Origin of the sequence: Niallia sp. MER 6, assembly GCF_023714395.1 — a bacterium.
Classification (GTDB): domain Bacteria; phylum Bacillota; class Bacilli; order Bacillales; family Cytobacillaceae; genus Niallia.
In genome coordinates this window covers 18,463-41,301 of sequence record NZ_JAMAUK010000022.1, presented here as the reverse complement: position 1 = coordinate 41,301, position 22,839 = coordinate 18,463, and the positions used below count along the sequence as shown (strand labels likewise).

The following is a 22,839-nucleotide window of genomic DNA, read 5'->3' as shown; positions in this document are numbered from 1 at the left end:
GTAACAAAAATGACCGTTTTTGTTACAAAAAGATGTTTTTTTATAAGGGAAAATATAAATTAGGAAAGACCCTATAAAATGGAAATAGCTCTATATTCTTTTGGTGTGGAAATTTATGTAAGGATAAGTTAAAAGAAATTAGCTTGTTCCTTACTTATGGAATTAGAGTGGAAGTTTAATGGAAGAAGGATTTTAAGTAACAGTGCCGAATCATTTAAGTTACCCTTAGAATGAGGTGGTTAAAATGAAACTAGGACTAAAACGTGATGAGTTAAGATTAGAAACACATACCGTAGAATGGGAAAAAGAGTTTCATAGGGTGAAACAGGATATTCTAAATTCAACCCCTATTCAGGAAAAACAAATTGAACATATAGGAAGCACAGCTATTAAGGATATGGTTGCAAAACCAATATTGGATTTAGTTGTGGGTGTAGATGATATTGAAAATGTTGAAAAAACTATTTTTCAAGGACTAAAGAAAGCTGGATTTTTAAAACTTCAAGTACAACGTCCAAACGAAATCGTACTTGCAAAGTTTACTGATGAATCCTACGAAGAAAAGACCCACTTTATTCATTTAGTTGAATATAATAAAGACCTCTGGAAAAATTTAATCTTCTTTAGGGATTACTTAAATGCCAACCAAACAGCACGTGAACAATACAAAAGGATAAAAATTGAGTTTGTAAAAGAAAAAGATGGTGGAATTGATGAATACACCGACTATAAGGAACAATTCGTAAGTGAAATATACGGAAAAAGAAAATAGTTGTGAAATATCGAGGGCTTTGATCTAATAAGGATTAATACCGCATTTCCGGCATTCTCTAATAAAAGTTGAAGATTTTTAATAAGAATACTAGATAAGGATAACCTTCATATTTGGAGGTTATTTTTAAAAATAAGCGTACAATCGTTAATAGATTGGTAGTTTATATCAAAAAAGGAGAGTATACCTAAAATGGTATTACTCTTCTTTTGTCTTTCTAGTTATTGGCACTTTTTTATTCAGTTTTAGTAATTATTTAACGTTAATTTAATAAAATTCTATCAATCGATAATGTTTTTCTTTACCTTTTTTTAAAAAAAATAACATTTTTATACAAAATTAGTAGATTTATAACTTGTATGGGTATATAATCAAATTGTTATTTGGGAAAATTTAAAAAATTACAAAAAAGGTGGGTATCATTTTGAAGAAATTCATTACAGGTTTAACTATTCCAGTTTTAGCGCTTTCTCTTGGGTTGGGAGCTACCACAAGTTTTGCTAGTGAGTTAGATAGCCCAACCTCAAATAATGTAGTGGAACAATCTCAGCAAATAACTGCTGAAGATATAGCATCCCTAAAAGAATTTTTAACTAGTTATAATGTAGATGAGACAACTCAAGACCAATTGATTACAAAATTAAAGAATGGAGAAGTATGGGATTCTATTAAACAAGGTCAAGAACCAGTTAATACTGTTGAAAAAACAACAGAAGAAAATGGAGTTGAAACAATATCCACTTTTAAAGATGGTTCTATTGCAGTAACAACATTAGAACCAACTATTGTAGAATTTACAGAAAAGGCTCCAACTACTGGTGGTTTTTCAACATTTGCAGTTAGTCCAGGAACTGTTACAAGTGGAAGTGGTTATAAAAATTTCAAAAAAGCTAAAGCATATGTATATACTGGAATAGCTAATGCACATTTTTATGCTGATTTCACCATTGTGCAAGGTGGTAATGACTATATTTCACGAGTATATGACTATAAAATTGTAGGAATAGGCGGTACAGCTTCTTACGACAACCTTAAGATTACAAGAAAAACAGAAAATCTAAACGGAAAAGCATCTGCTAAACTTGATTTCACATGGGTTGCCTTTAACGGCGCAACAAGCAGCACTTGTTGGATTAAACTTTTTGTTGGAAAAGATTCATATAGTACTGACTATAGTTACTAATAAATAAAAAAAAATCTCTTTATTTTTAAAGAGATTTTTTTAATTCATTCAATGTCTTTTAACATTTTTTCAATATTATCTATTTTTTGATGAATTTCGTCTAATTGTTTCTGGTTACTTTCAATGTGTTGCTTTTCTAACCTTAATCTTTCATCAGCTCTTTTTTCATATTTTTTAACAGTTTTTACAATGAAAAAAAGAACAATTAGAATTAAAATAATTGGAAGAAAAATTTGCATTAATGAAAATAGACCTAAATAAGTAGTTACATTCGTCAAGTTAAAAATCTCCTTTTAAATTATCTTTCAATTCTTGTTGAAATAGTTTATAAATTACATTTTTATCTAACTGAATTTGAAAAGAACTTAATTCATAAAACTTTAACGCCTTACCTGATGTTGAAATTTCTAAATTACTTTTAACTAAATTAACCTCCTCTAATTTTTGCAAATGTAAGTAAAGTAAAGGCCTGCTAATTTCTAAATTACGAGCTAGTTCACTCACATATTGTCTTCCTGTTGCTAAAATTGCAATAATTTTTAATCTGTGTGGATTGGCCATGGCTTCAAGAGACTTCAATAATATTTCTTTAGAATATTCTTCTTTCATATGTAAGTATTTTATTACACGTGTAACACATGTGTCAATATTTTTAGAAAAATTAATTAAATTTCAAATATCCTAAAAATATATAAAAGGTGATCATCGAGGTTTAGTTAAAGAGTTTTGTCCGTTGAGACTTACTTTTTGAATATCAAGAAAAGAAAACAAAAAACTCTTATGGGAGAAACATGGCAGGTTAGTTAAACAAGCAATAGAAGATTAATGATAAAATTTTAATGATAAAATTTAGCTATTGCTAAATCCAGTATAAAAGACAAGATAATGAACATAATTCGATAAGCGATTGGGAGGTAAATATGGAAAAGGTTCTACATAAGATAGCTAATTTGATTAACAGTAGTGATGAAAAAACGGTTATTGGGATTTCGGGTCATGGTGCATCTGGAAAGACAACATTTGCCCATAATCTGATTAAACTTCTGGGACATGAAAATGTGAATTATATCAATACTGACCCATATATCATTGGCTCTCATCTTAGAAAGTACACTATATTGAAATATGAATATAAGAATCAACACCATCAAGACAAAATGACAGCTTGTCATCCTTCTGCTCATAATATAAATGCTTTAGAGAGAGACCTTCAAATGGTAAGGGATGCTTTAGACTTTTATACAATAGGCACGCATTATACAGAGAGCGAGTTAATTTCTTCAAGAAATAAAGTGAATATTATAGAAGGGATGACCGTTGCCTTTACTGACCCCAATTTGTATAATCTAAAAGTTTACTTATATACTGATGGAGAAACCGAGCTGATGAGAAGAGGTATTCGTGATGTTTCTGAAAGGGGAATAGATATAAATTATTTAAGAAAATCTCATGAAGAGCGTAGAATTCAATATGAGTTATTTATGCATCCTTATCATAAGAATTTCGATATAGTTTTAAAAAATTCAAATGAAAACTATGTTCTTGAAAAAGGGCATTTACTTAATTTGTGAAAAAGTGTACTTACACTAAAGGGTGCTTTCCTTAAATGTAGGGTGCCTTTTCTTATGTTGCTAAAATGGGCAAGTTACTGTAATAAGGGGATGAAGGAATTATACTAAAAGAAGGAGAATATAACTCATCTAGGGTAAACGGAATGGAGAAATAGAGATGATTATGCAGGAAGTATTTAAACAACTTATAAAAGATGAAATTGCTCCTATATTTAAGGAAAATGGTTTTAAAAAGAAAGGAAATAATTTTGCAAAGACACTCTCTGACTTTGCATGGACTGTAAATATCCAATCATCTAAGTGGAATACAAAGGAAGAAGTGGAGTTTACTATTAATACTGGTATTTTTACTGATAAATTATTTGGAATAGGTTATAGAGAGGAACCACCCAAATTTCCAACAGAAATTAATTCGGTTCTTAGACACCGAATTTCTAAACTGAAAAATGAACAGGATTACTGGTATAAAATTAACTTATCAAGTGACTTAGCTAAAGTTAAACAGGAAGTAAGCAGTGATATAGAAAGTTTGGTTTTTCCATACTTTGAGAAATTCCAAACAATTGAGGACGTCATACAAGAGATGAAAAGAGAAGAATCACAAGACTCTTATAGCGATCTAGAACTAACTATTTTGTACCAAGTATATGGATATAATAAGGAAGCACAAGAAAGAATTATTAAAGCATACAACGAAGCTAGTTATAAACCATATATTAGAGAAGTGGCTGATCAACTAAATTTATCAATAGAGTGAATGGATTCTCATGTAAAAGAGCTTTATAGTCAATATGGCTAAAAATCTTACTAGTTTCTTCGGGCAATAGGAGGGGATGATCCATAAGGATTAATCCTCGTTTTTGGTTTTGTTACTAACGGGGCAGCATTCCTGTAATAATTGAAACCTGCTTATGGTAGAAACGCGGCAGGTTTGTTGCAGTAGTTTAAATATTTACCAAAAAAATCGAGTATATCAATTCTTTTTACTTGCATACTATTTATAGGTGATAATATGAAAAAATCATTAGTTCTGTTTATTGTTTTCCTTATATGTTTAAACTTTAATAATTTGGCTTACTCAGCTACTGTAAATGAGACGGATTCAAAGTTGTGTGATGCTCTAGGGTTAGCTTTAATCATAAGCTTAAGTAAACCAATAGATGTAGCAATTGCTAAAATTTATCAAGATGATAAGGAAGCTCCTGAAGGTCTGATTTGGGCTCCGTATACAACGAAAATCTTGAAAATAAAACAAACTAACGGAATTGGTGGAGCGTATGAAGTAACTTTAAAAGTATCGTCTTATTATGGTGCACATAATTTTTATGGTGAAGATGAAATAGTGGTCAGTGCAGAGGGTAAATTAATCTCATTTAAACATTTAAAAACATATCCAAAAGGATAGTATTAAAGTCATACGAATATAAGGTGAACAGAATTCAGCTGCTAAGAGCAGCTGTTTTTATTTTACAAACGTGGGAATCAATGCTTCTTTATTGCTCTGGTACAAACAGGGCAGAATAGTGACACAAAGGGACTGTAAAAAAACTAATAAAAAGGTAATTCAGCACACATAATACCACTGAGGTGGTTCAATGAATAGGAAAATTACATCCTTAATAGTTTTTATAATGTTATTAATAAATACACCCACGTATCCACTTGCTATAGAGTTACCGGAGACCATTAAGGAGGAAGAGTTAATAAATTTGTTAAATGAACAAATCCTTTCAGTGATTGGAAGTGATTGGTTTAGGGGAAACGAAAAAATATTAGAAGTAAAACAAGATGACGGTGGGACAGTTGTAGTAAAAGTTCAAGTGGTGAGCTTTGAAGGTCCTCATAATCCTCCTTACTTGCAAGAGATTATTACATTTAAAGTTAAAGGACATAAAGTTGTACCAATTGATTACTTCAATAGGGTCATTCCAGAAAATGAATGGGACAAATTCAAAATATCTGAAGCCATGAATGATTAATTAAACTTTAACAATATTAACAAAAAGGGATTTTTTAGAAAAGTCTCTTTAATTAGTCGCTTTAGTAGAAGGATTCTCATAATAAATGAATAAAAAAGGAAGAGTTTGTGAAGAAATGTACTTAAGCTAACGGGGGCGTTAGTAAAATAAGATGTTTCAATATAAGAGTTTTTTAGTGTAAATTATCGCTTAAATTAAATGAAAAATAACTCTTAAAGTGACAAGTATATAAGGCGGTGTCATAACTTATATTCATAAATAAAGGGGAAAATTAATGATTTATGGTTATGCAAGAGTAAGTACATACGGTCAGGCTAAAGATGGAAATAGTTTAAAAGACCAAATAAATATATTACAAGGTTATAATTGTAATGAAATTGTGGAAGAGTCATTTACTGGAAAAACGATGGATAGACCAGCGTTTAATGAATTACTAAAGAAATTAAATTCCGGTGATACATTAATAGTCACTAAATTAGATCGTTTTGCGAGAACCTTAATTGAAGGGGAAAAAATAGTTTCCGAATTAATTGAGAAAGGGGTTAAGGTGATTATTGACAATATGGGAATGATTCTAGATAACACATCTAGTAGTAAATTAATGAGACAGATTTTTTTTGCTTTTGCCGAATATGAACGCAATATGATTGTAGAGCGCACACAATCCGGAAAAGCGATTGCGAAGCTTCGAGAAGACTATAGAGAGGGGAGACCCAATAAGTTTAGTCGCAAACAGATAAAACATGCTTTAGAATTGCTCACAACTAATTCTTATAAGCAAGTTGAAGAAGTAACAGGAATCAGTAAAAGTACGTTAATTAGAGCAAAGAAGAAAGAGTACTCTAAAATTACAGAAGATGATAGAGAATTGGAGCCCGATTAAAGTGGTTTTCTAGAGTGAGAAAGAAGGGAGATTACATGACTAAAAAAAGAGATATAGTTACACAGAGATTGTTATTAATAGATTTTATTAACATTATAATGCTTGCCATTCCTACTGCAGCATTTCTATTATTAACATTGTTTTATGGACTAACATTTTTTGTACCAGGTTTGTTATTTATATTATTGAGTACAGTTTTATTTGAAATTTATATCAGACGTAAAAATAAATACTACGCCTATCGAATTACTAAGGCAGAATATGAAAAATTAAAAGAAAAGAAATTAATCCATTATACTAATAAGATTAATGAACAGGAATTTGAACTATATAAACAAACAGGAATGATTAAATTAAGTGCTGGAATTTCAGCTAAATCAAATTACATAATGAAATTTAAAGAGAAAAGGAATGCTTTTATATGGTTCCATAAAGAAGAAATTTGTAATGAACCTGGATTACATTCATTTTTATTTAATCATCTACATGAGCTACAACCGAGAAAGTATAAAGTAATAATAGAACCTGCTCATATTAATAAAGAGAGAATCCTAGTAAGACCGGATAATCAGAATATTATTATAGAAGACGATCTCTATATTAAAGCTACTGTAGAAACTGATTTCAAGTGGTGCAATGATAAATTCTATTTTAAAGAGATATTTTTCCCTACTTTATATGCAACTCGCTATGTTATATATCCTAAATTTCATCAACTATATGGAGAGCTAAAGGATAAGAGAGAAGTTAAAAAGAAGAAGCCGAAAGTAATTGCATAGTATTTTTTTTAAACACGGAGTATACAAGTATACTCCGTGTTGCACGAAAAAGTTGTGAAATTGTTATAGATATAAATAAGAATGTGAGGTATAAGTTTTTGAAGAAAATATTAGGTGCTGTAATTATTGTTATTATTTTAGCTATAAATTTGGTTGAAAAAGATACTGAATGGTTCAATAAAAAGACTCCAGGTAAATTAGATAGTTATGATTATGTCATTGATTTTCCAGAAGAAAAATATCCAGAAACAGCAGCACATATAAAAGAAGCTATAAATAATGGTGAATCGCAAGTTTGTACTATAGATAGAAAAGGAGCTGATGAAAATAGAGAATTATCATTAGCTGGTATACCGACAAAAAAAGGATATGACCGTGATGAATGGCCAATGGCAATGTGTGAAGAAGGGGGGAATGGGGCATCTGTAGAATATGTTTTACCTTCTGATAATAGGGGGGCTGGATCTTGGGTAGGGAATAGGTTAGAAGATTATCCAGATGGTACAAAAGTCTTATTTAATGTAGAATAAGATTATAAATAGATTAAAGGATTGGTAGCATGTTAGTACATAATAGTAGTGAGAAAACTGTAATTTACTATAAAAAAAAATCTCATTTTCAATCAGACGGAAATTTAGTAGAAATATATTCTGTAAATAAACAAACTTTATATCCAAACTCTGTAATGGTTGAAGATGAAGTCCTGGCTGCTGAAATAACAGAAACACCTATAGACCAACTAACTAGTGAATTTCGATTCATAATAGAAATGGGTAATTATGATTTATTAGCAGAAAAAGAAAATATTAGTGAAGTGCATGCTAATGAACTAATTAGAAAAATTGAAATGACAATTATTCATTAAATACTATTACTAGAAATGAAAAATTAAGGGGGAAAGTAATGGCTAAAAGGAAAAGAGCTTGCTTGTTCTGCGGAAATACTGAAAATTTAACTAGTGAACATGTTTTTCCTCAATGGTTATTAGATGGAATGGGTATTCGTAAGAAGAAAATGGATCTTTCGCATCTTACTCTATTAGGAAACTCAATTAGTGAACGACCGTTAACTCCAAATACATTAATCAATGGATTAGTTTGTAGGAAATGTAATAACGAATGGTTAAGTCGAATGGAGGACGAAATAAAGCCTTATTTGTTACCCTTAATTAAAGGAGTCCCACAGTATCCATTAGAAGAATATCATAAGGAATTATCTCTTTGGGCTTTTAAAACTGCTATTATTTTGAATAATGCAAGTAACTATCGAAATATAGTTCCTAGAAGACATTTTCGTTATCTTTATAAACATAGACGAATTCCAGAAAATGTGTGTGTGTTATTTAGTATAACGGAAAATATAGTAGATTTAAATTGGGTTCAAAGTCAGGGGGTTATGCATTCAGGTATAAATAATTCCATATCGGAGGATACCAGATTTCATGACATTTATAAAATTACAATACAGCTTGGGCCTATATTAATTAAAGTTATTTATAGTCCTTTTTATGAATATAAATACGTGCTAGATAAACCAAGTCATATGATGTTACATCCTTATCTAGCAGGAACAGGGAAGGATTTTGTTGCAGCAGAGGATTTAATGTCATTTGATATAGAAGGTTCAATGTTTAGTAGATGAACAATTAATTTATAAACACACCTGGTAATCTATGACCAACAAATTGCTACATACTTGAGTAAATACATAATGTTCCTTTTAGTAAAAGCTATTGCCTATGGCAATAGCTCTTGGAGTGTATAAAGACCGCCCATGATCTTTTCGCTGCTTATTTTAACCTATTAAAGTATTTGTTGCAATTTTAATAAATATTTGATTTAATATAGGTATAAAGTATTATGTGAACTTAAATTAGAAGCGATGATAAATTATCTGTATGTGGGCACTTGGATAATTTGTAGCTAGTAGTGCAACCGGCTAATTAAACATTACATTTGTTTAATTAGCTTTTTTTGTGCAAAAAAAATCCAGTCTAAATTTTGGACTAGATTTAAGGTGTAATAGTATGTTTGGCAACTTTAACAACTTGAACAGTGCTAAATGGTGTAATAGTATGTTTAGCAATAGATTCACTAGCAACTTTATTTTCTGTATTGTTGATAGCTCCTATTGAAAATAGTAGCATTCCAGCTATTAATAATCGAATCACGAATGCAACACTCCTTTATAATCCATTTTCTCTTTTGCTGTAACCATGAGATCATAATATTCACATGCTAACTCAAAGTCGCCGTTATCTTTATAATATTGTGCCAGAATACTGCTATATTGCTCTACAAAGTACCATATTTCTGAATCTACGAAGTAGTTAATAATTTCAATATATTCATCTTCTAACTCTCCGTAGCTGTTATAATCCGGATCGTAGTTTGTTTTTAGAACCCTAAAATGATATATGTAAGACTGGTTATTCGCATCATGAGAAAGGCTTGTCCCTTTTTCATACCATTCATTACCTTCTTTTATTTCATCTAGGCGGTAGGATTCACGTGATAATAAAAAGTAAGTTTTTATTAAATGTTCGGAATCATATTTGCCAGGAAGTGATAGGGCTAATTTTAAATTTTTAATAGCTTCGGCGGATTTATTTTGTTCACCATAAAGAAAGCCTAAGTTATGATAAACTATCTTCTTTATTTCCGGATAACCGTTAGATTCGCCTAATTTCAAAGCTTTTGTATAGTGTCTTTCTGCTTCGTTATATTGTTTTATTTCATAATGATTACTACCTAAAAGACATTGACAATCAGCCATTCTTTTTAGCTTTTGGTGTTGTTTGAATAACTCCAATGCAGCATGAATATGTTGGATGGAGAGTGTTATTTTATTTGCTTCATAATAGACAGCTGCTACATTATAATGATACTCAGCTACCTCAATGGAATCCTCAATATTTTTAAGTTTTCTGCCTGCCAATTTGTATTCGTATATGGCTGCTTCAAACTTATCATTCAAATAGTTATAAATCCCTTTAAAGAAATGAAAATAGAAGTAATACGCAGGATCTGCAGTATCCAAATATCTTTCCATCTTTATTAAGTATTTTTCAGCCTTTGGCATGTCTTTTTCCAGAATTGCAGTTCGGGCCTTTAAGAGTATAATTTTCTTTGAATCTGAAACGCTGTATGTTAATGCGGATTCTTGTTTGAATTGAGCACGAATAGATAATGCCTTATCCAATTGTTGATCCCTTAGATAAGTGTTCCATTTGTCTAAAAGGCTTTGTTTGGTATCTAAAGCCAACATGTTTTATTTCACCTCTTGAATTAAATTATTATGAGAATTATTATTATGAGATTTTAATTATAACACTTAAATCTAGGTTATAGTGACTAAAAATGTGGGAAAATATCGAAAGTTACACAAAAAAATGATTTTTATATAGGTATTTATTCCTATTTCCATCGAAAATATTATTGCGATTATTTGTAGGTAATTGTAGTACTTTTTATTGACGCTAATAAAGTATACATGTATACTTTAGGTAGGCTATCAAATTATTAGGGGGTTTTAAAATGAAAACCAATTTTTCTTTAACTGAAAATCCGATTCTGCAACAGGGGGAGATAATATGAAGAAGATATTATTTCTAATTATATTAGGATTCTTCTGTATGAAGTTCTCGTCTTTTATCATGTTATTTTTGATGTACGGGGGCATGTACCTTTTATCTAATTATGATCCTGCCCTTAAGGTAAAGATGAATGAACATCAAGCACAAATGGTTGATATGTTTGGAACTTATTTTCATGATATCTACAAAAGTTTGTCAGCACCAATGACAATCACTTATTTCTTTTACTTGCTTTTAGTTATATCTGGATTTATTGGTATCAAGATGCTTATTAGGGAGGTCAAAGGACATGGCCGAACAAAAGAAGCTTAAGAACCAAGAACGAGTTATGTTTATAGAGATACTTGCAATGAAGACTGGAATTAAGAAGGAGTACTTTGAGAGGATTTCTGATAGTGATTTAGAGTACGAATATCTTTCACAGTTAGAAGATCATAGGGAGGTTTTAAGCCTATGAAAAGGAACTTAAAGTTAATCACTAAAGAACAAATATATAAAGAACTGCAACAGACAAAAGAAGATATTAATATAGCTATAAAAGAAAGCAATGAGTACTTACAAAACCAATTTGAAAACGATATTTCTTTACTAATAGAAATCTTCTTTAATGCAGCGCCTTACAATGTAGAACAAATAGAAATAGTTTCTTCAAGAATAGTTCCTTTTTTAGAGTCGTTTGAAATAGAGTCAGTAATAAAAGACATTATAACCGCCTTAAGATTAGGGTATTTGCACCAAATCGAACATATTAGCACAACTGAAATGTGTTCAGAATTAGGTATAAGTAAACAGGCTATACAGAAGTACTATTTTGATATTAATGAACCAGAACAGGTTATTAAAGCAAAGAAAATAAAACATCCAATGATTCCAGTACAAAGGTACGTGAGAATAGTTGTTTTAGCGGAAAGATTGGATTTTGAGTTATTTAAAAATTGGTATCTAAATGAAAGGAAGTAAATTTAATTATGAACTGTTCTAATTGTACAAAAGGAGTTTTAGAGTTTGTTGGTTATTTGAATTTTAATATGGGTGGTACGGTAACTTATCAACCTGAATTGTATCGAGATAAAGAGAAACTAAGTACTTCTATCCAAATTTGTAGTTTTTGTGGTGATACAAAGTTTACCAGCCACCCAAAATTATTAACAGAGCTAAAAAGAGAAATTAGGGAATCACAATATCATTTTGTTAAATGAAGAGAAATATGGGGGAACTATCATGATAGGACTTATACAGGTTGGGTTAATACTTTTAGCAATTGTTGTTATTTTATTTTTTACATTTAAAGAGTATAGGATACAAGTTATACGTATGGGTATAGTGTTAGTTGTAACAATATTAGGTTTTGTATATTTGTACTACTTGAATCCAGATGCAACGAGCTTGAAAGATTATCTAAAATAGAAATTAAGATATTAAGGGCGGCAGCACTCACTCCTGATAAGCAGCTGTTCCCCTATCGGTCCACAGCAGCCAACCAGGAGTAGGTGTCGCTACGGCACTAAAAAGCTCGCTAACCACGGACTGTACGGCTATCGCCTACATTCCGTAGGTTCCAGATCTTTTTGCCTTTCAGGCCGCACCGCACGAGCCGAAGACCGTTAAAAACCCAAAACCTTAAACCCGAAGGATAGCAGGCTACCGCCTGCTTTTTATTATGGCATTTTTCCCCTTTTGCCTTCCGTATGGTATTGATTCGCACGGCCACTAAGGCTGCAGCAGGCAGGACACCCGAACCTTTCCTGCTGCAGCCAAAGTGGCCGAGGGAACAGGTCAAGGGGCCAAAAACTTTTTCGCTTTAAGAGCAAAACCGGAAGCGAAAAACTTTTCGTCTTTAACCCTTGACCCATTCCCTATACGATCAATTCATACTCCATGTCAAAACGGGAAAAATAATTCCCTTTTTGGGAACTACCTTCCATCCGGAAGGCAGGGGAAAAATAAAAGAAAAAGACCATTTAAAAGACAAATTGAAAAGATATACATGTATACCTTATAATAAAATAAAAAGCCATTCTGAAAACAGAATGACTAGTAGGCTATCAAACCAAGAGGTTTAATACCTTTATTATAGCAGATTACAAAATTACATAAAAGTGAGGATGTTATATAATGGGTAAATTTTACGACAGAGCTGTAATAAATGAATTGTTAGGTTCGGTTTCATTTGAACAAGTTTTAGACTATTATGGTTATCCATTTAAGGGCCACGGTAAAAATAGGGGAAGTCAGTGTCCTAAATGCGGAAAGGATCATGACCATTTTAAGATTAATACTTACAAAAATCTTGCTAATTGTTTTGTTTGCTCTTTTAGTAGTAACACTATTCAGTTTGTCCAGGCAGTTGAGGGTTTAGGATTTATTGCTGCAGTAGAAAAATTAGCTCACATCTGTAATTTTAAATTACCAGAGAATACAACTAAAAAGAAAAGAAATTTCTCTACTTCTGATAGAATAATGTACCATGCAGTTGAATTTTATAAACAGCAGGATACTAGCTACCTAGTTGAACGTGGCATAAAAAAAGAACTAGCTGATGATTTTAAGATTGGATATGCAGCTGGGAATACAGTTTTGTTAGATTACTTAAGTAATAAAGGCTTTGAAAAGAAGGAACTTTTAGACTCAGGATTAGTTGTAGAAAGAAATGGAAAGCTAATGGATTTCTTCTATCAGTGTGTCATATTTCCTGTTATTCAGAGTGGTGTGATTGTTGATATCTATGGTAGACATATTGGTAAATCTAAAATAAAACATGTTTATTTAAAAGGAGAATTTATCTTATTTAATATTGATAACGTTAATGAGAAAAGACCAGTTATTTATGTAGAGAGTATAATAAACGCCTTATCTATTATTAGCGTTGGTTATTCCAATGTAGTTGCAGTTGGAGGAGCATCTAAATTTTCAAAACGTCATATCTCATTACTAAAAGGAAAGGGCGTTAAATCGTTAATTAATGGTTTTGACACAGGAGATCATTCTGGAGCCGGACAAGAGGGAGCAATTAGCTCAGGTAAACTTATTGAACAAGAAGGAATTCATCATAAGGTAATAGAGCTTCCAAAAGATATGGATATTAATGAATTAATCACATCGCACAATGGCCCAACAGAGTTTAAAAAAAGGTTAATTCAAGCTAATACTACAGAGGAATTTGAGTTGAGATACAGACTATCTAAAATGCCTACATCCTGGATTGAATCATATTTAAGTGAGAGAGCACTATAAGCATTTAATTTATTTTTGAATATTAATATTCAAAAAAACGGAGGGAGAAAATGTCTAATATTAATGCAGCCACAAAAGAACTACATAGAGCCTTTAGTTTATTAAATAAACAGTTCTTTAAAAGTCAGTTACCTGAACCAGCAATTACAATTCAAACAAGTGGTAAACGTCTTTCAATGGGATGGTGTTCATCAAGAGAAGTCTGGTCAGATAAAGAAGGAAAGATAAGAAAATATGAATTAAACATTTCAGCAGAGTATTTAAATATTGAATTTATGGAAACGATGGATACAATGCTTCACGAGATGATACATTTATACAATGCTGTTAATGGGGTTAAGGACACTTCGAGAAACGGAACCTATCATAATAAAAAGTTTAAGGCTGAATGTGAGAATAGAGGTTTTTATTTTCCGGATGCTAAACCTAACAAAAAATATGGTTGGGCTTTTCCTAAGTTAAAGGAAGAAACAAAAACAATCATAGGAAGTTTGGACATTCGTACTGATGCTTTTATTATTGCTCGTAGAGATCCAGTTACGGAAGAAGAAAAGGAAATAGAAAAAGAAAATAACTCAGAAGGGAAAAAGAAGAAATCTTATAAGTGGGTATGTCCAGGATGTGGTGTAAGTGTGAGATCCACAAAAGAGAGAATTAGTATAAATTGCGGTGAGTGTCTAGAAGCCTTAGTAATGAGTAAATAAAAAAAGGCCGTAAAAAAACAAAGTGCCAATCAGATTGGCAGTCCGATTGGCCCAAATAGTATTATCATAGAATGATAAACATTCTACTCCATTGAATAATACAATTTGTTTTACTTTGAGAATTTACTAATTTGTAATTTAATTATATAAATTTTATAGCAAGATTGCAAGAGCATATAAGAAAATATTCTACCATTTTTAATGTATACTTGTATACCTTTTTGTCGAAAAAATTATTTTTCGTTTTTTTTCTTCAAATAATACTACACAAAAGGAGAAAATTATGGTAGTTTTAATAGTAGAATAAAGAAAATTAAATATACCTAGTAATCACGTTACTCCATTTCGTCGATTATTAGATAAACTTGTTGGCTGGCCCCCGATAGGTGAGAAAAAGACGTAGATCTAGTATTGAGGTAATCTATATACAAATAGGTTAGTTGAATACTATTTATGTCTAATTAAAGCATATCCCCAAAATGGATGTGCTTTTTTTGTGGACTTAAATACATACATAAAGAAGATAAATAATACCAACATAAATCTAAAAAAATACAAAATAAAAAAGCGTGCTACCAACACGCTCAGAAGAAGTAAGCTAGTTTGCCGACTAGCTCTAAAAGCCAATGTGTTGCTACCAACAACACATCAATTATCATTACTTAGATATCATTATATTAACAGTTTTTCTGTATGCTTGCAACAACAAGTGTATAGTTTTTTAGTGATATTAATATTTAATATAATTGTATCCATTTCTATATAGGTGTAGACCTTTCTTTTGGCTGTCTTTAGAGACAAACAGGCGTAACTAGATTACTTCTTTAGGGTAATAGTTGCGCTTTTTGTTTGGGCAAAAGGGAGGTTATTTTTATGCAAAGGAAAGATATTCATTCTATTGAAGTGATTCAGTTCATGACTCACAGCAGTTTGAAGTTATATAAGAAGGTGGGATCTAAAGCACCTTTACATAAGAGAACTAAATATGAGCAATCGCTTAAGGGTGAAGATAAAAAGGGTATTGTTTTTGTTTCCTCATCGAAAGAGGAACTAACAAATGGAGTTGGACATATTGTAACTTCTTATGAGACGTTGTACCAGCAAAAAAATTCACTTACACATTGGACACCAAATACGTTCAGAGGTGGAAGTTACTATGACTTCAAGAACAGAGTTATAAAGGGGCATACTAGAGATAATTTAAAGCAAATAAATGTTATTGGTTTTGATATTGATACTAAAGAGATTGACTTGTACGCCTTGTTTTTAGGTTGTGACGAATTAGGATTACCAAGACCAAATGTACTTCTAGAAACACCTAAGGGGTTTCAGGGTTTCTTTGTGTTGGAAACACCTTTTTATATCAATAAAAATAATGACTTTAAAGCTTTACGAGTGGCTGAACAAGTAGCAAGTAATGTTTTAGAATCACTAAAAAAGTATGTGCCAGTCGATACAAATTGTACTCCCTTTGGTTTTTATCGTATACCCAATGACTTCAATTTGATTTACTTTGATGATAAGCCGGCTAATACTAGCCTTCTTATTTCATGGTCAAAACAATATGAAGAAGAAAAAAGGCGTTCAACATTCAAGGTTGTTTTTGCTAATGGAACAGGAACTTGTCAAACTTCTACAGAATGGTATTCAGCTTTACTTAATAATAAAGAAATTCAAAAAGGGTTTCATGGTTCTAGCCGGAATAACGCTTTATTTACACTTGCAGTTGCGAATTTTGCTAGTGGTATCTCATATGAAGACGCATATGATACCTTAGACCAATTTAATAGTAATTTAAGCGTTCCTTTATCTGTTAGAGAGTTTGAGCGAACAGTTAAATCAGCTTATTCAGGAAGATACAATGCTCCAAAACGTACGTATGTTGAGGGGTTATTAGAGATGTGGACAGATGGCAGCGTTAAATACCAAGGTAGAGAAGGCTGGTATAAATTTAAAAAGTCCAGAGAAGAAAGAGTACGTTCCCACTATCAAGAATGGGAAGATGACATTAGTCTGTTTTTAGACAAACATATAAGCCCCGAAAAGCCGTTTTTTGAGGGTTCTCTTCGTGTGCTTTCTGAAACTATTAATATACCTTTATCTACGTTAAAAGAGGTTTTAAAGCGTTCTAGCAAGCTAGTAAAAAAGACAATAGGGCGTGGAAGAAGTGCTATAACAATGATCACCACTAAAGCAATGCTGTTTCGTAATTTATTACATAATCGCCAGCAGTATATCAAACAAGCACAACTTAGTTTTTCAGAACTGCTACCAGAAAGTGATGTAGTAATTCATTCTTTTGATATTCCATATCTAGATGAAGTAATAATTACACAAGAAATCGACCTGATATACAGGGGCGGCGCTTCACCACCGGACAAGCTTGTTGTTTAGAAATTAATAAGCCAGTGTGCCAATACATATCTATACTACCCTTTGGCCTCCCACTCTAACCCATGGCTTTATATACTCTATTGGATACGTAGAATTAATAATCTTAATAAATTAATAATAAGTTATTGCTAAAATATACATGTATACTTTATAATGTTTCTTAGGGTATACGTGTATATCTTACATTGCACTTATTTTTATTAAGAAAGGATGTGTGGGGGAGTGCCACCGTTTATTACAGGTCTTAGGAATTTATTAGATGATGCTGCTGGATGGATGCTTTATTTAGTTCCAGTTGCAATTGTCGTAATTGTTATTTCTACTGGATTTAAAATGTATCAAAATAATGATCCGCATGAGGTTAAGGAAATTAAGGCTAAAGGCTTTCGTGGGGTAATTATTACAGGAATTATAGGTTCAGCTACATGGATCTCTAATTATGTTTGGGGATTATTTTCATGAAGAAGTCAAAGTTATTTGTAATTATGGGGGCGATGGTGGCTATACTCACTGTCGCTTCTCCTGCATCTGCAGAAGGTTTTTTACCTGACTTCTTAAATCCAGGAAAGATGATGCAAGAAGCTATAGTTGATTTCTTCAATGAGATTGCTTCTGACATAGCTACTGCAGCATTTGAGCTTCTATCTGACTATGTAATAGGAATCACTGAAATTGATAAAATACCATCGATTAAAACCTTTATGCAGTGGTCTCAGGCAGCTGGGGGAGTAATAGCAGGTATATTCTTCGTTAAGAGATTAGGGGAAGCGTTAAGAGATGAACTTACAGGGGAAACTACACCTAATATTGCTGAAATTATTGGTAGTTTTGCTGTATCTTGTGCCTTAATATTTGCTACACCTTATATTATTTTAAATTATATTATCCCGATTAATAATCAGGTTGTTAAGGCAATTTCAAAGCTTGGAATTGACGTGAAGATCTATGATGACGTTATAGATATGATGACTACAGGGGATCAAGGGTTGCATTTTGTGTTTTTATTCTTGATATGGGCGTTTGTATTTATAGCATTTTCAATATCAGGTGCTATTCGCTATGTTGATTTAGCAGTCTTATTGATTATGGGGCCTTTAGTAGCAACTTCTTATGTGAACAGATCCCAAGTATATGCAACTTATTGGACTGAGGTAGTTGCGGTTGTATTTACACAAAGCATCCATATGTTGCTTGCTTATTTTGTAATTCAATGGGCTTCTGATGGGACGTTCTTAGGATTCTGTTTCTCTTTAGCTGGAGCCGTTGTTGCCTTACGAGGGCCACAAGTATTAAGACAATTTTTATATACAAGTGGCTCTGGTGGAATGTTACAAGGTGCTGGGCGAATGGCATCTTATAAGTTTCTAATGAAAGGCGTTGGAAAGTAATTGAAATATAAAATACCACGTAACGTAAAATCCGGTCTTTCTTTTATTGGGTTAGAGGTGAAAGGTTGGTTACTTTTTTTGCCGACAATCGTTGTTTTTGGTGGATTAATAATATTACTCATTCCTGATATAAAGCTAAAAGCAATGCTCTGTATTCTAACAGTTGGGATAGCTTATTTTGCTTTTATGGTAGATGAAAATACTGGCTCTATGAACTATACGGTTATTACAGAACTTATTAAATGGTTTAGGGGAGAAAGAGTAATTGAACCTGTTTGGGATGAAACCTTTGACAGATATCACACCCTAAAAATCAAAAATAAGACTGTAGATAAAGAAATCCTAGATTCTTATAAAGCTTTTCTAAATAAAGAAAATGAAAGTGGTGAAATTAATGAAACTGAGCCTGCCGTTTATGGGGAAAAAGAAGAATGAACCTAAAAAACAGACTATACCAATTAAGAGTATTGATGACTTAATAGAAACGGAAGATAAGAAGTATGTTGCGGTATTAAAGGTTGTTGACCCGTTAAATACTGACTTATTAGGAGTGGATGACATTGTTCCGGCAATCAGTGCTATCCAGGATTGTTGTAATACTTTGCAGGAAAGGGCGCAAATATTAATCAGCTCTGAAAGAGTAGATATAGAAAAATATTTAGATTATTTAAGGGAGAAAGCTAATCAAGCTACTGATGCTTATACCTTAGACCGTATTCAAGCAAAGATGGATTACTTAGAATCAAGATCACTAAGCAGCAACACAATTTTAAATTTCTATTTTTCTATTCGCAGTCAATATAAAAAGATTCAGGAAGCTTACGATGAATTACAGGATTTAACTAAGGCGTTTCAAGAATATCTCCAAATGGGGGATATGCATTTGCAGCTAATGACAAAAAAGGAAGCGATGAAGGTTTTTTATGGAAAGTTAAACCCGAATACTTCCTTAGTTGAGCCTTATACAGCAGATATGAACCTTCAAAATATTTGTCCTGATGTTATTAGAGATAAAGGCCAAACCTTAGAAATGGACGATATGCACTATAGTTTTTACACATTTTCTTCTTTTCCGGACGAAGTTGAACCTAGTTGGCTAAAAAGAATAATGAATGTAAGAGCAAATATTGATTTATCAATTAATATGCAGCCAGCAGATAAAACTAAGATTATAAATGCTACTAATACAAGATTAACTAATATTGGTGTTCGATTAGAAGAAAACATTCCACCAAAGCTTAAGAAAAAATATGAAAAACAGCAAAAAAGCTTGGAAGAACTCTTAGAAGAATTACAAAATGATTCTGAAAACATATTTGATACAACATTTATTTGTGCTATTAGAGAAAAGAAAGAAGAAGATTTGGCGACGGCTGAAAAGCGATTAAAAACTGCAATAAGTTCTTCTAAGTTAAGAAGTAGAAAATTGAAGTATAAGGGCCAATTTTTAATGTGGTACACCTTACCGATCTGTTACTCAAATCTTGAGTTTGAAACTAAAATAAGTTGGCCTATGCAATCCTCGACAATTGGTTCTATTTTGCCTTTTGATTCTAGTGAGTTGCAGGAGAATGATGGAATACTTAAAGGGTTTCATGCTAATCACGATGCTCCAATAATTTATAATCGTTATAACCGTAATTCGTTTAATAATCCTAACGAAATGGTTATGGGGGAATCTGGATCTGGAAAGAGTTTTTATTTGAAAGCTGATATGTTAAGACAGAGTACTAGTGGACATAGTAAAAGATTATTTGTAATAGACCCTGAAAGAGAGTACTTTTTGCCAAATGCCAATAGGGTAATCTTTAAACTTGGTTCAGAATTTACTACTAATCCATTTCATATTAGATCAACAATTGTAGACTCAGATAATGATTCAGAAGATGGGAAAAATGATGTAGGTCAATATCTCCGGAGAAAAATAGGGGATATGATGTCATTCTTTATATGGATAATTCCCTCACTAGATAACATGCCAAAAGAAAAGGCAAATTTGATTCAAGCTATTACAGATTCTTACGACAAAGTTAGTAATTTAAACTTTAACTCTACAAAATTACCAGAAAGCTTCCCAACTCTAACAGACTTAAAGGAATCACTAAAACAATTTGGTGATAGTGGACAATGGATAATTGACAGCATGTACCCTTATATTGATGGGCCATATGCTTCAATGTTCAATGGTCAAACTAACTGGGATTTTAATTCTAAAATTACAGTAATGGATATCCATGAACTTAGTGACGATGTTAAAAAGCCACTTATGGATTTATTGCTTAAGGATATTTGGGAAGAACATAAGATAGACAGAGAAGAATTAAAAGGTCTTTATGTGGATGAAGCTTGGCTACTAGCTGATGAGAATAATCAACAAACCATGTATTTCTTGCGAGAGATAGCTAAAAGGATTCGTAAATATGGTGGCTTCTTAACAACAGCAACACAAAATGTGGACGACTTCTTAACTATCGGAAAATATGGATCTGCAATATTTAAAAATGCACACTTCAAGACATTTATGAGACTTGATGAAAAAGACATTGAAGAATTGAAACGTTTTATGTCCTTTAGTGAAAAAGAATTGAAAATACTTGGCCAGAAGAAATCCAAAGGCCGTTGTATTCATATGGCAAGTTCTAAACGTATTGAGATGCAAACAAAGGCTTCTCCTGATGAATTAGCTATCATAGATCCTAAGCAGGCTAAAGAGCTGGATATTGCTTAAATGAAGCAGTATTTAACTATATTATTAGTCCTTGGTGTGTTGGTCGTCGGCATGTATGTATATAAAAGTTTTACCAATAATGACAAATCCCTTGAAAATAGTAAGATACAAAAAGAACAAGAAGAAACAGACAGCGTGCCGATCCAACGCATTGACGATGAAATAAAAGAAAAAACTCTAAAAACTGCTGAAAAGTTTTTAGAAGCTTATATAAACTATGATAGCGAGAATCCAGCTGATTACGTTGATAAAATGAAGCCATATGTAACAGAAGAATTTTTTATAGGACATGTTCAAAATCCAAAAAGAGAGCCCTTAGAAGTGAAAACATATAGAATAGGTGAACTTCATATTTCTGTAGCAGAATCGACGGAACATGTAGGTGTTAGTTTGTCAGATGAAATAACAGTATTTGGAGAAGTTCATAGATTAAAAACCACAACTGATAACAAAGAAATAGAAGAATATAAGGAGTATTGGCTAGTGTTTGATAAATATAAGAATGATTACCTTATAAAGGGGATAGATATACAAGATGGCACAGGCCACGAGCACTAAAAGCAAAGCAGCTGGACTGGCATCTTCCATCTTCACACTAGCCAAGATGCCATACGTATTTCTCATTGTGATATTTGTTTTAATTATTTTTCTAATTGCTCCTTTTATGTTGTTCTTTTCTAATAATGATACCTTAACAGGCGGGGATGTTTCTGGTGTTGGTCAGACAGAAATTCCTACTGAGTATATGCCAATATATCAAGCAGCTGAAAAAACTTATAATGTCCCATGGTATGTTTTAGCTGCTGTTCATAGAATTGAGACTAACTTTGGAACTATTAAACCTATGATTAGTCCAGTTGGGGCGTTGGGACACATGCAGTTCATGTGTAAAACCTGGGTTGGTTGGTCAAGTCCTGGAGGAGACGGTATAGGAAATTGTGATCCTTCTATAAACTATACTAATGTCATACTTATTAAGAAATATGGTGGATATGGAGTGGATGGGGACCGTGATATGAGAGCCGATCCATTTAATCCAACTGATGCTATATTTACAGCAGCTAAATATTTAGCTGCTAATGGGGCTGCTAGTGGTAATGTTGAAAATGCGCTTTATGCTTATAATCATAGTACCGAATATGTTCAAGAAGTTATGCAATATGCACAGTCTTATGTAGTACAAGCAGATATGACACCAGACGGAGCTTATGAGGTTGATGTTGGAGACTCTGGTTTAGCCTGGCCAGTTCCATGTACAAAGAGAGTAACATCTGGTTTTGCTGTTCGTACAGATCCGTCTACAGGGGTGCTTAAAATGCATAATGGTATTGATATAGCAAATGGTCAAACTTGTTTTAGAACACCAATAATTGCTGCTGCAGATGGTGTTGTATCTTATGCCGGAGCATTAGGAACGTATGGGAATGTTGTATTTGTAGATCATGGAAATGGCATGCAAACAAGGTATCCTCATATGGATTCTGTTTCAGTTAGAGTAGGACAAAAGGTAAAGCAAGGTGACAAAGTAGGACTATTAGGAAGCACTGGTGATTCAACTGGCCCGCATTTGCATTTTGAAATAAGAATTAATGACAAACCTTATGACCCTATTAAGTTTTATTAGGGGTT

Annotated in this window: 28 protein-coding genes and 1 riboswitch; of the genes, 24 read left to right on the top strand and 4 right to left on the bottom strand. The window is 32.3% G+C overall.

Translation table 11 applies throughout. From position 1 onward, the window contains the following. The first annotated feature begins 244 nt into the window (after positions 1-244). Together M3600_RS20785 and M3600_RS20780 are read left to right on the top strand one after the other, a co-directional pair. Positions 245-772 carry a GrpB family protein gene (locus tag M3600_RS20785; protein ID WP_127738746.1) on the top strand — a complete coding sequence of 176 codons (528 nt, stop codon included), beginning with the start codon at positions 245-247 and terminating at the stop codon, positions 770-772. Positions 773-1,196: 424 nt separating this feature from the next. Beyond that, positions 1,197-1,955, top strand: coding sequence for a DUF5626 family protein (locus M3600_RS20780; RefSeq protein ID WP_127738747.1), 759 nt, complete (start codon positions 1,197-1,199; stop codon positions 1,953-1,955). Positions 1,956-1,999: 44 nt separating this feature from the next. Here M3600_RS20780 and M3600_RS20775 read toward each other — a convergent pair whose 3' ends face one another. Both M3600_RS20775 and M3600_RS20770 read right to left on the bottom strand, forming a co-directional pair. Continuing rightward, positions 2,000-2,233, bottom strand: a complete 234-nt coding sequence (locus M3600_RS20775) for a hypothetical protein (RefSeq protein ID WP_127738748.1) — start codon at positions 2,231-2,233, stop codon at positions 2,000-2,002. Position 2,234: 1 nt separating this feature from the next. Then, positions 2,235-2,564: an ArsR/SmtB family transcription factor gene (locus M3600_RS20770; protein ID WP_127738749.1), complete on the bottom strand. Its 330-nt coding sequence runs from the start codon at positions 2,562-2,564 to the stop codon at positions 2,235-2,237. A gap of 311 nt (positions 2,565-2,875) precedes the next feature. Here M3600_RS20770 and M3600_RS20765 point away from each other — a divergent pair, with 311 nt between their 5' ends. The 9 genes from M3600_RS20765 (at position 2,876) to M3600_RS20725 (ending at position 8,808) form a co-directional block, all read left to right on the top strand. After that, a complete protein-coding gene (locus tag M3600_RS20765) occupies positions 2,876-3,526 on the top strand; it encodes a uridine kinase family protein (RefSeq protein ID WP_182102337.1) in 651 nt (216 codons plus the stop codon). A gap of 157 nt (positions 3,527-3,683) precedes the next feature. Next, entirely contained in the window at positions 3,684-4,283 is a 600-nt protein-coding gene (locus M3600_RS20760; protein WP_182102336.1) for a DUF4304 domain-containing protein, read from the top strand. Positions 4,284-4,538: 255 nt separating this feature from the next. Beyond that, positions 4,539-4,931 (top strand): DUF3888 domain-containing protein, encoded by a 393-nt coding sequence (locus tag M3600_RS20755; protein WP_182102335.1) that lies wholly within the window; start codon positions 4,539-4,541, stop codon positions 4,929-4,931. A gap of 190 nt (positions 4,932-5,121) precedes the next feature. After that, positions 5,122-5,505, top strand: coding sequence for a DUF3888 domain-containing protein (locus M3600_RS20750; protein ID WP_182102334.1), 384 nt, complete (start codon positions 5,122-5,124; stop codon positions 5,503-5,505). Between the two features lie 274 nt (positions 5,506-5,779). Continuing rightward, on the top strand, positions 5,780-6,388 hold the full coding sequence (locus M3600_RS20745; protein WP_251647372.1) for a recombinase family protein: 609 nt from the start codon (positions 5,780-5,782) through the stop codon (positions 6,386-6,388). A 35-nt stretch (positions 6,389-6,423) separates the two neighbouring features. Then, on the top strand, positions 6,424-7,167 hold the full coding sequence (locus M3600_RS20740) for a hypothetical protein (RefSeq protein WP_251647369.1): 744 nt from the start codon (positions 6,424-6,426) through the stop codon (positions 7,165-7,167). Positions 7,168-7,316: 149 nt separating this feature from the next. Further along, entirely contained in the window at positions 7,317-7,697 is a 381-nt protein-coding gene (locus tag M3600_RS20735; protein WP_251647424.1) for a NucA/NucB deoxyribonuclease domain-containing protein, read from the top strand. 29 nt (positions 7,698-7,726) lie between these two features. Next, positions 7,727-8,032, top strand: coding sequence for a hypothetical protein (locus M3600_RS20730; RefSeq protein ID WP_251647367.1), 306 nt, complete (start codon positions 7,727-7,729; stop codon positions 8,030-8,032). Between the two features lie 38 nt (positions 8,033-8,070). Beyond that, positions 8,071-8,808, top strand: coding sequence for a hypothetical protein (locus M3600_RS20725; RefSeq protein WP_251647366.1), 738 nt, complete (start codon positions 8,071-8,073; stop codon positions 8,806-8,808). A 224-nt stretch (positions 8,809-9,032) separates the two neighbouring features. Continuing rightward, a riboswitch (cyclic di-GMP riboswitch) is annotated at positions 9,033-9,116 on the top strand. A gap of 62 nt (positions 9,117-9,178) precedes the next feature. Here the strand turns inward: M3600_RS20725 and M3600_RS20720 are convergent. Next, on the bottom strand, positions 9,179-9,337 hold the full coding sequence (locus M3600_RS20720; protein WP_251647364.1) for a hypothetical protein: 159 nt from the start codon (positions 9,335-9,337) through the stop codon (positions 9,179-9,181). Further along, complete coding sequence (locus M3600_RS20715) at positions 9,334-10,434, bottom strand: tetratricopeptide repeat protein (RefSeq protein ID WP_251647363.1); 1,101 nt, start codon at positions 10,432-10,434, stop codon at positions 9,334-9,336. The genes M3600_RS20720 and M3600_RS20715 overlap by 4 nt, the downstream gene beginning before the upstream one ends. 325 nt (positions 10,435-10,759) lie before the next feature. Between M3600_RS20715 and M3600_RS20710 the strand changes: the two genes are divergently transcribed. The 13 genes from M3600_RS20710 to M3600_RS20650 all read left to right on the top strand — a co-directional run bounded on the left by M3600_RS20710 (position 10,760) and on the right by M3600_RS20650 (position 22,834). Next, positions 10,760-11,074 (top strand): hypothetical protein, encoded by a 315-nt coding sequence (locus tag M3600_RS20710; protein WP_251647362.1) that lies wholly within the window; start codon positions 10,760-10,762, stop codon positions 11,072-11,074. Beyond that, positions 11,052-11,219, top strand: a complete 168-nt coding sequence (locus tag M3600_RS20705) for a hypothetical protein (protein ID WP_251647361.1) — start codon at positions 11,052-11,054, stop codon at positions 11,217-11,219. The genes M3600_RS20710 and M3600_RS20705 overlap by 23 nt, the downstream gene beginning before the upstream one ends. Beyond that, a complete protein-coding gene (locus M3600_RS20700; RefSeq protein ID WP_251647360.1) occupies positions 11,216-11,722 on the top strand; it encodes a hypothetical protein in 507 nt (168 codons plus the stop codon). The genes M3600_RS20705 and M3600_RS20700 overlap by 4 nt, the downstream gene beginning before the upstream one ends. Before the next feature lie 8 nt (positions 11,723-11,730). Beyond that, positions 11,731-11,961, top strand: a complete 231-nt coding sequence (locus M3600_RS20695; protein ID WP_251647359.1) for a hypothetical protein — start codon at positions 11,731-11,733, stop codon at positions 11,959-11,961. A gap of 916 nt (positions 11,962-12,877) precedes the next feature. Beyond that, on the top strand, positions 12,878-13,996 hold the full coding sequence (locus tag M3600_RS20690) for a toprim domain-containing protein (protein WP_251647358.1): 1,119 nt from the start codon (positions 12,878-12,880) through the stop codon (positions 13,994-13,996). Positions 13,997-14,046: 50 nt separating this feature from the next. Then, a complete protein-coding gene (locus tag M3600_RS20685) occupies positions 14,047-14,700 on the top strand; it encodes a SprT-like domain-containing protein (RefSeq protein ID WP_251647357.1) in 654 nt (217 codons plus the stop codon). 873 nt (positions 14,701-15,573) lie between these two features. Next, positions 15,574-17,094, top strand: a complete 1,521-nt coding sequence (locus M3600_RS20680; RefSeq protein ID WP_251647356.1) for a primase C-terminal domain-containing protein — start codon at positions 15,574-15,576, stop codon at positions 17,092-17,094. 222 nt (positions 17,095-17,316) lie between these two features. Continuing rightward, positions 17,317-17,556, top strand: coding sequence for a hypothetical protein (locus M3600_RS20675; protein WP_251647355.1), 240 nt, complete (start codon positions 17,317-17,319; stop codon positions 17,554-17,556). Beyond that, on the top strand, positions 17,553-18,482 hold the full coding sequence (locus tag M3600_RS20670) for a conjugal transfer protein TrbL family protein (RefSeq protein ID WP_251647354.1): 930 nt from the start codon (positions 17,553-17,555) through the stop codon (positions 18,480-18,482). Before M3600_RS20675 ends, M3600_RS20670 begins: the two co-directional genes overlap by 4 nt. Next, positions 18,483-18,917 (top strand): hypothetical protein, encoded by a 435-nt coding sequence (locus M3600_RS20665; RefSeq protein ID WP_251647353.1) that lies wholly within the window; start codon positions 18,483-18,485, stop codon positions 18,915-18,917. Next, the gene (locus M3600_RS20660; RefSeq protein ID WP_251647352.1) at positions 18,877-21,210 is read left to right on the top strand and encodes a VirB4 family type IV secretion system protein; all 2,334 of its coding nucleotides are present in this window, start codon (positions 18,877-18,879) and stop codon (positions 21,208-21,210) included. The genes M3600_RS20665 and M3600_RS20660 overlap by 41 nt, the downstream gene beginning before the upstream one ends. Next, positions 21,211-21,768 (top strand): hypothetical protein, encoded by a 558-nt coding sequence (locus tag M3600_RS20655; RefSeq protein ID WP_251647351.1) that lies wholly within the window; start codon positions 21,211-21,213, stop codon positions 21,766-21,768. Continuing rightward, entirely contained in the window at positions 21,746-22,834 is a 1,089-nt protein-coding gene (locus tag M3600_RS20650) for a peptidoglycan DD-metalloendopeptidase family protein (RefSeq protein ID WP_251647350.1), read from the top strand. Before M3600_RS20655 ends, M3600_RS20650 begins: the two co-directional genes overlap by 23 nt. Positions 22,835-22,839: the final 5 nt, after the last annotated feature.

Coding starts and splice junctions, on each gene's coding strand:
- M3600_RS20710 (WP_251647362.1), top strand. CDS start 10,760: ATGAAGAAGATATTATTTCTAATTATATTAGGATTCTTCTGTATGAAG.
- M3600_RS20690 (WP_251647358.1), top strand. CDS start 12,878: ATGGGTAAATTTTACGACAGAGCTGTAATAAATGAATTGTTAGGTTCG.
- M3600_RS20740 (WP_251647369.1), top strand. CDS start 6,424: ATGACTAAAAAAAGAGATATAGTTACACAGAGATTGTTATTAATAGAT.
- M3600_RS20750 (WP_182102334.1), top strand. CDS start 5,122: ATGAATAGGAAAATTACATCCTTAATAGTTTTTATAATGTTATTAATA.
- M3600_RS20680 (WP_251647356.1), top strand. CDS start 15,574: ATGCAAAGGAAAGATATTCATTCTATTGAAGTGATTCAGTTCATGACT.
- M3600_RS20685 (WP_251647357.1), top strand. CDS start 14,047: ATGTCTAATATTAATGCAGCCACAAAAGAACTACATAGAGCCTTTAGT.
- M3600_RS20700 (WP_251647360.1), top strand. CDS start 11,216: ATGAAAAGGAACTTAAAGTTAATCACTAAAGAACAAATATATAAAGAA.
- M3600_RS20730 (WP_251647367.1), top strand. CDS start 7,727: ATGTTAGTACATAATAGTAGTGAGAAAACTGTAATTTACTATAAAAAA.
- M3600_RS20745 (WP_251647372.1), top strand. CDS start 5,780: ATGATTTATGGTTATGCAAGAGTAAGTACATACGGTCAGGCTAAAGAT.
- M3600_RS20695 (WP_251647359.1), top strand. CDS start 11,731: ATGAACTGTTCTAATTGTACAAAAGGAGTTTTAGAGTTTGTTGGTTAT.
- M3600_RS20765 (WP_182102337.1), top strand. CDS start 2,876: ATGGAAAAGGTTCTACATAAGATAGCTAATTTGATTAACAGTAGTGAT.
- M3600_RS20785 (WP_127738746.1), top strand. CDS start 245: ATGAAACTAGGACTAAAACGTGATGAGTTAAGATTAGAAACACATACC.
- M3600_RS20660 (WP_251647352.1), top strand. CDS start 18,877: ATGAAACTGAGCCTGCCGTTTATGGGGAAAAAGAAGAATGAACCTAAA.
- M3600_RS20705 (WP_251647361.1), top strand. CDS start 11,052: ATGGCCGAACAAAAGAAGCTTAAGAACCAAGAACGAGTTATGTTTATA.
- M3600_RS20670 (WP_251647354.1), top strand. CDS start 17,553: ATGAAGAAGTCAAAGTTATTTGTAATTATGGGGGCGATGGTGGCTATA.
- M3600_RS20650 (WP_251647350.1), top strand. CDS start 21,746: ATGGCACAGGCCACGAGCACTAAAAGCAAAGCAGCTGGACTGGCATCT.
- M3600_RS20755 (WP_182102335.1), top strand. CDS start 4,539: ATGAAAAAATCATTAGTTCTGTTTATTGTTTTCCTTATATGTTTAAAC.
- M3600_RS20725 (WP_251647366.1), top strand. CDS start 8,071: ATGGCTAAAAGGAAAAGAGCTTGCTTGTTCTGCGGAAATACTGAAAAT.
- M3600_RS20715 (WP_251647363.1), bottom strand. CDS start 10,434: ATGTTGGCTTTAGATACCAAACAAAGCCTTTTAGACAAATGGAACACT.
- M3600_RS20760 (WP_182102336.1), top strand. CDS start 3,684: ATGATTATGCAGGAAGTATTTAAACAACTTATAAAAGATGAAATTGCT.
- M3600_RS20770 (WP_127738749.1), bottom strand. CDS start 2,564: ATGAAAGAAGAATATTCTAAAGAAATATTATTGAAGTCTCTTGAAGCC.
- M3600_RS20655 (WP_251647351.1), top strand. CDS start 21,211: ATGAAGCAGTATTTAACTATATTATTAGTCCTTGGTGTGTTGGTCGTC.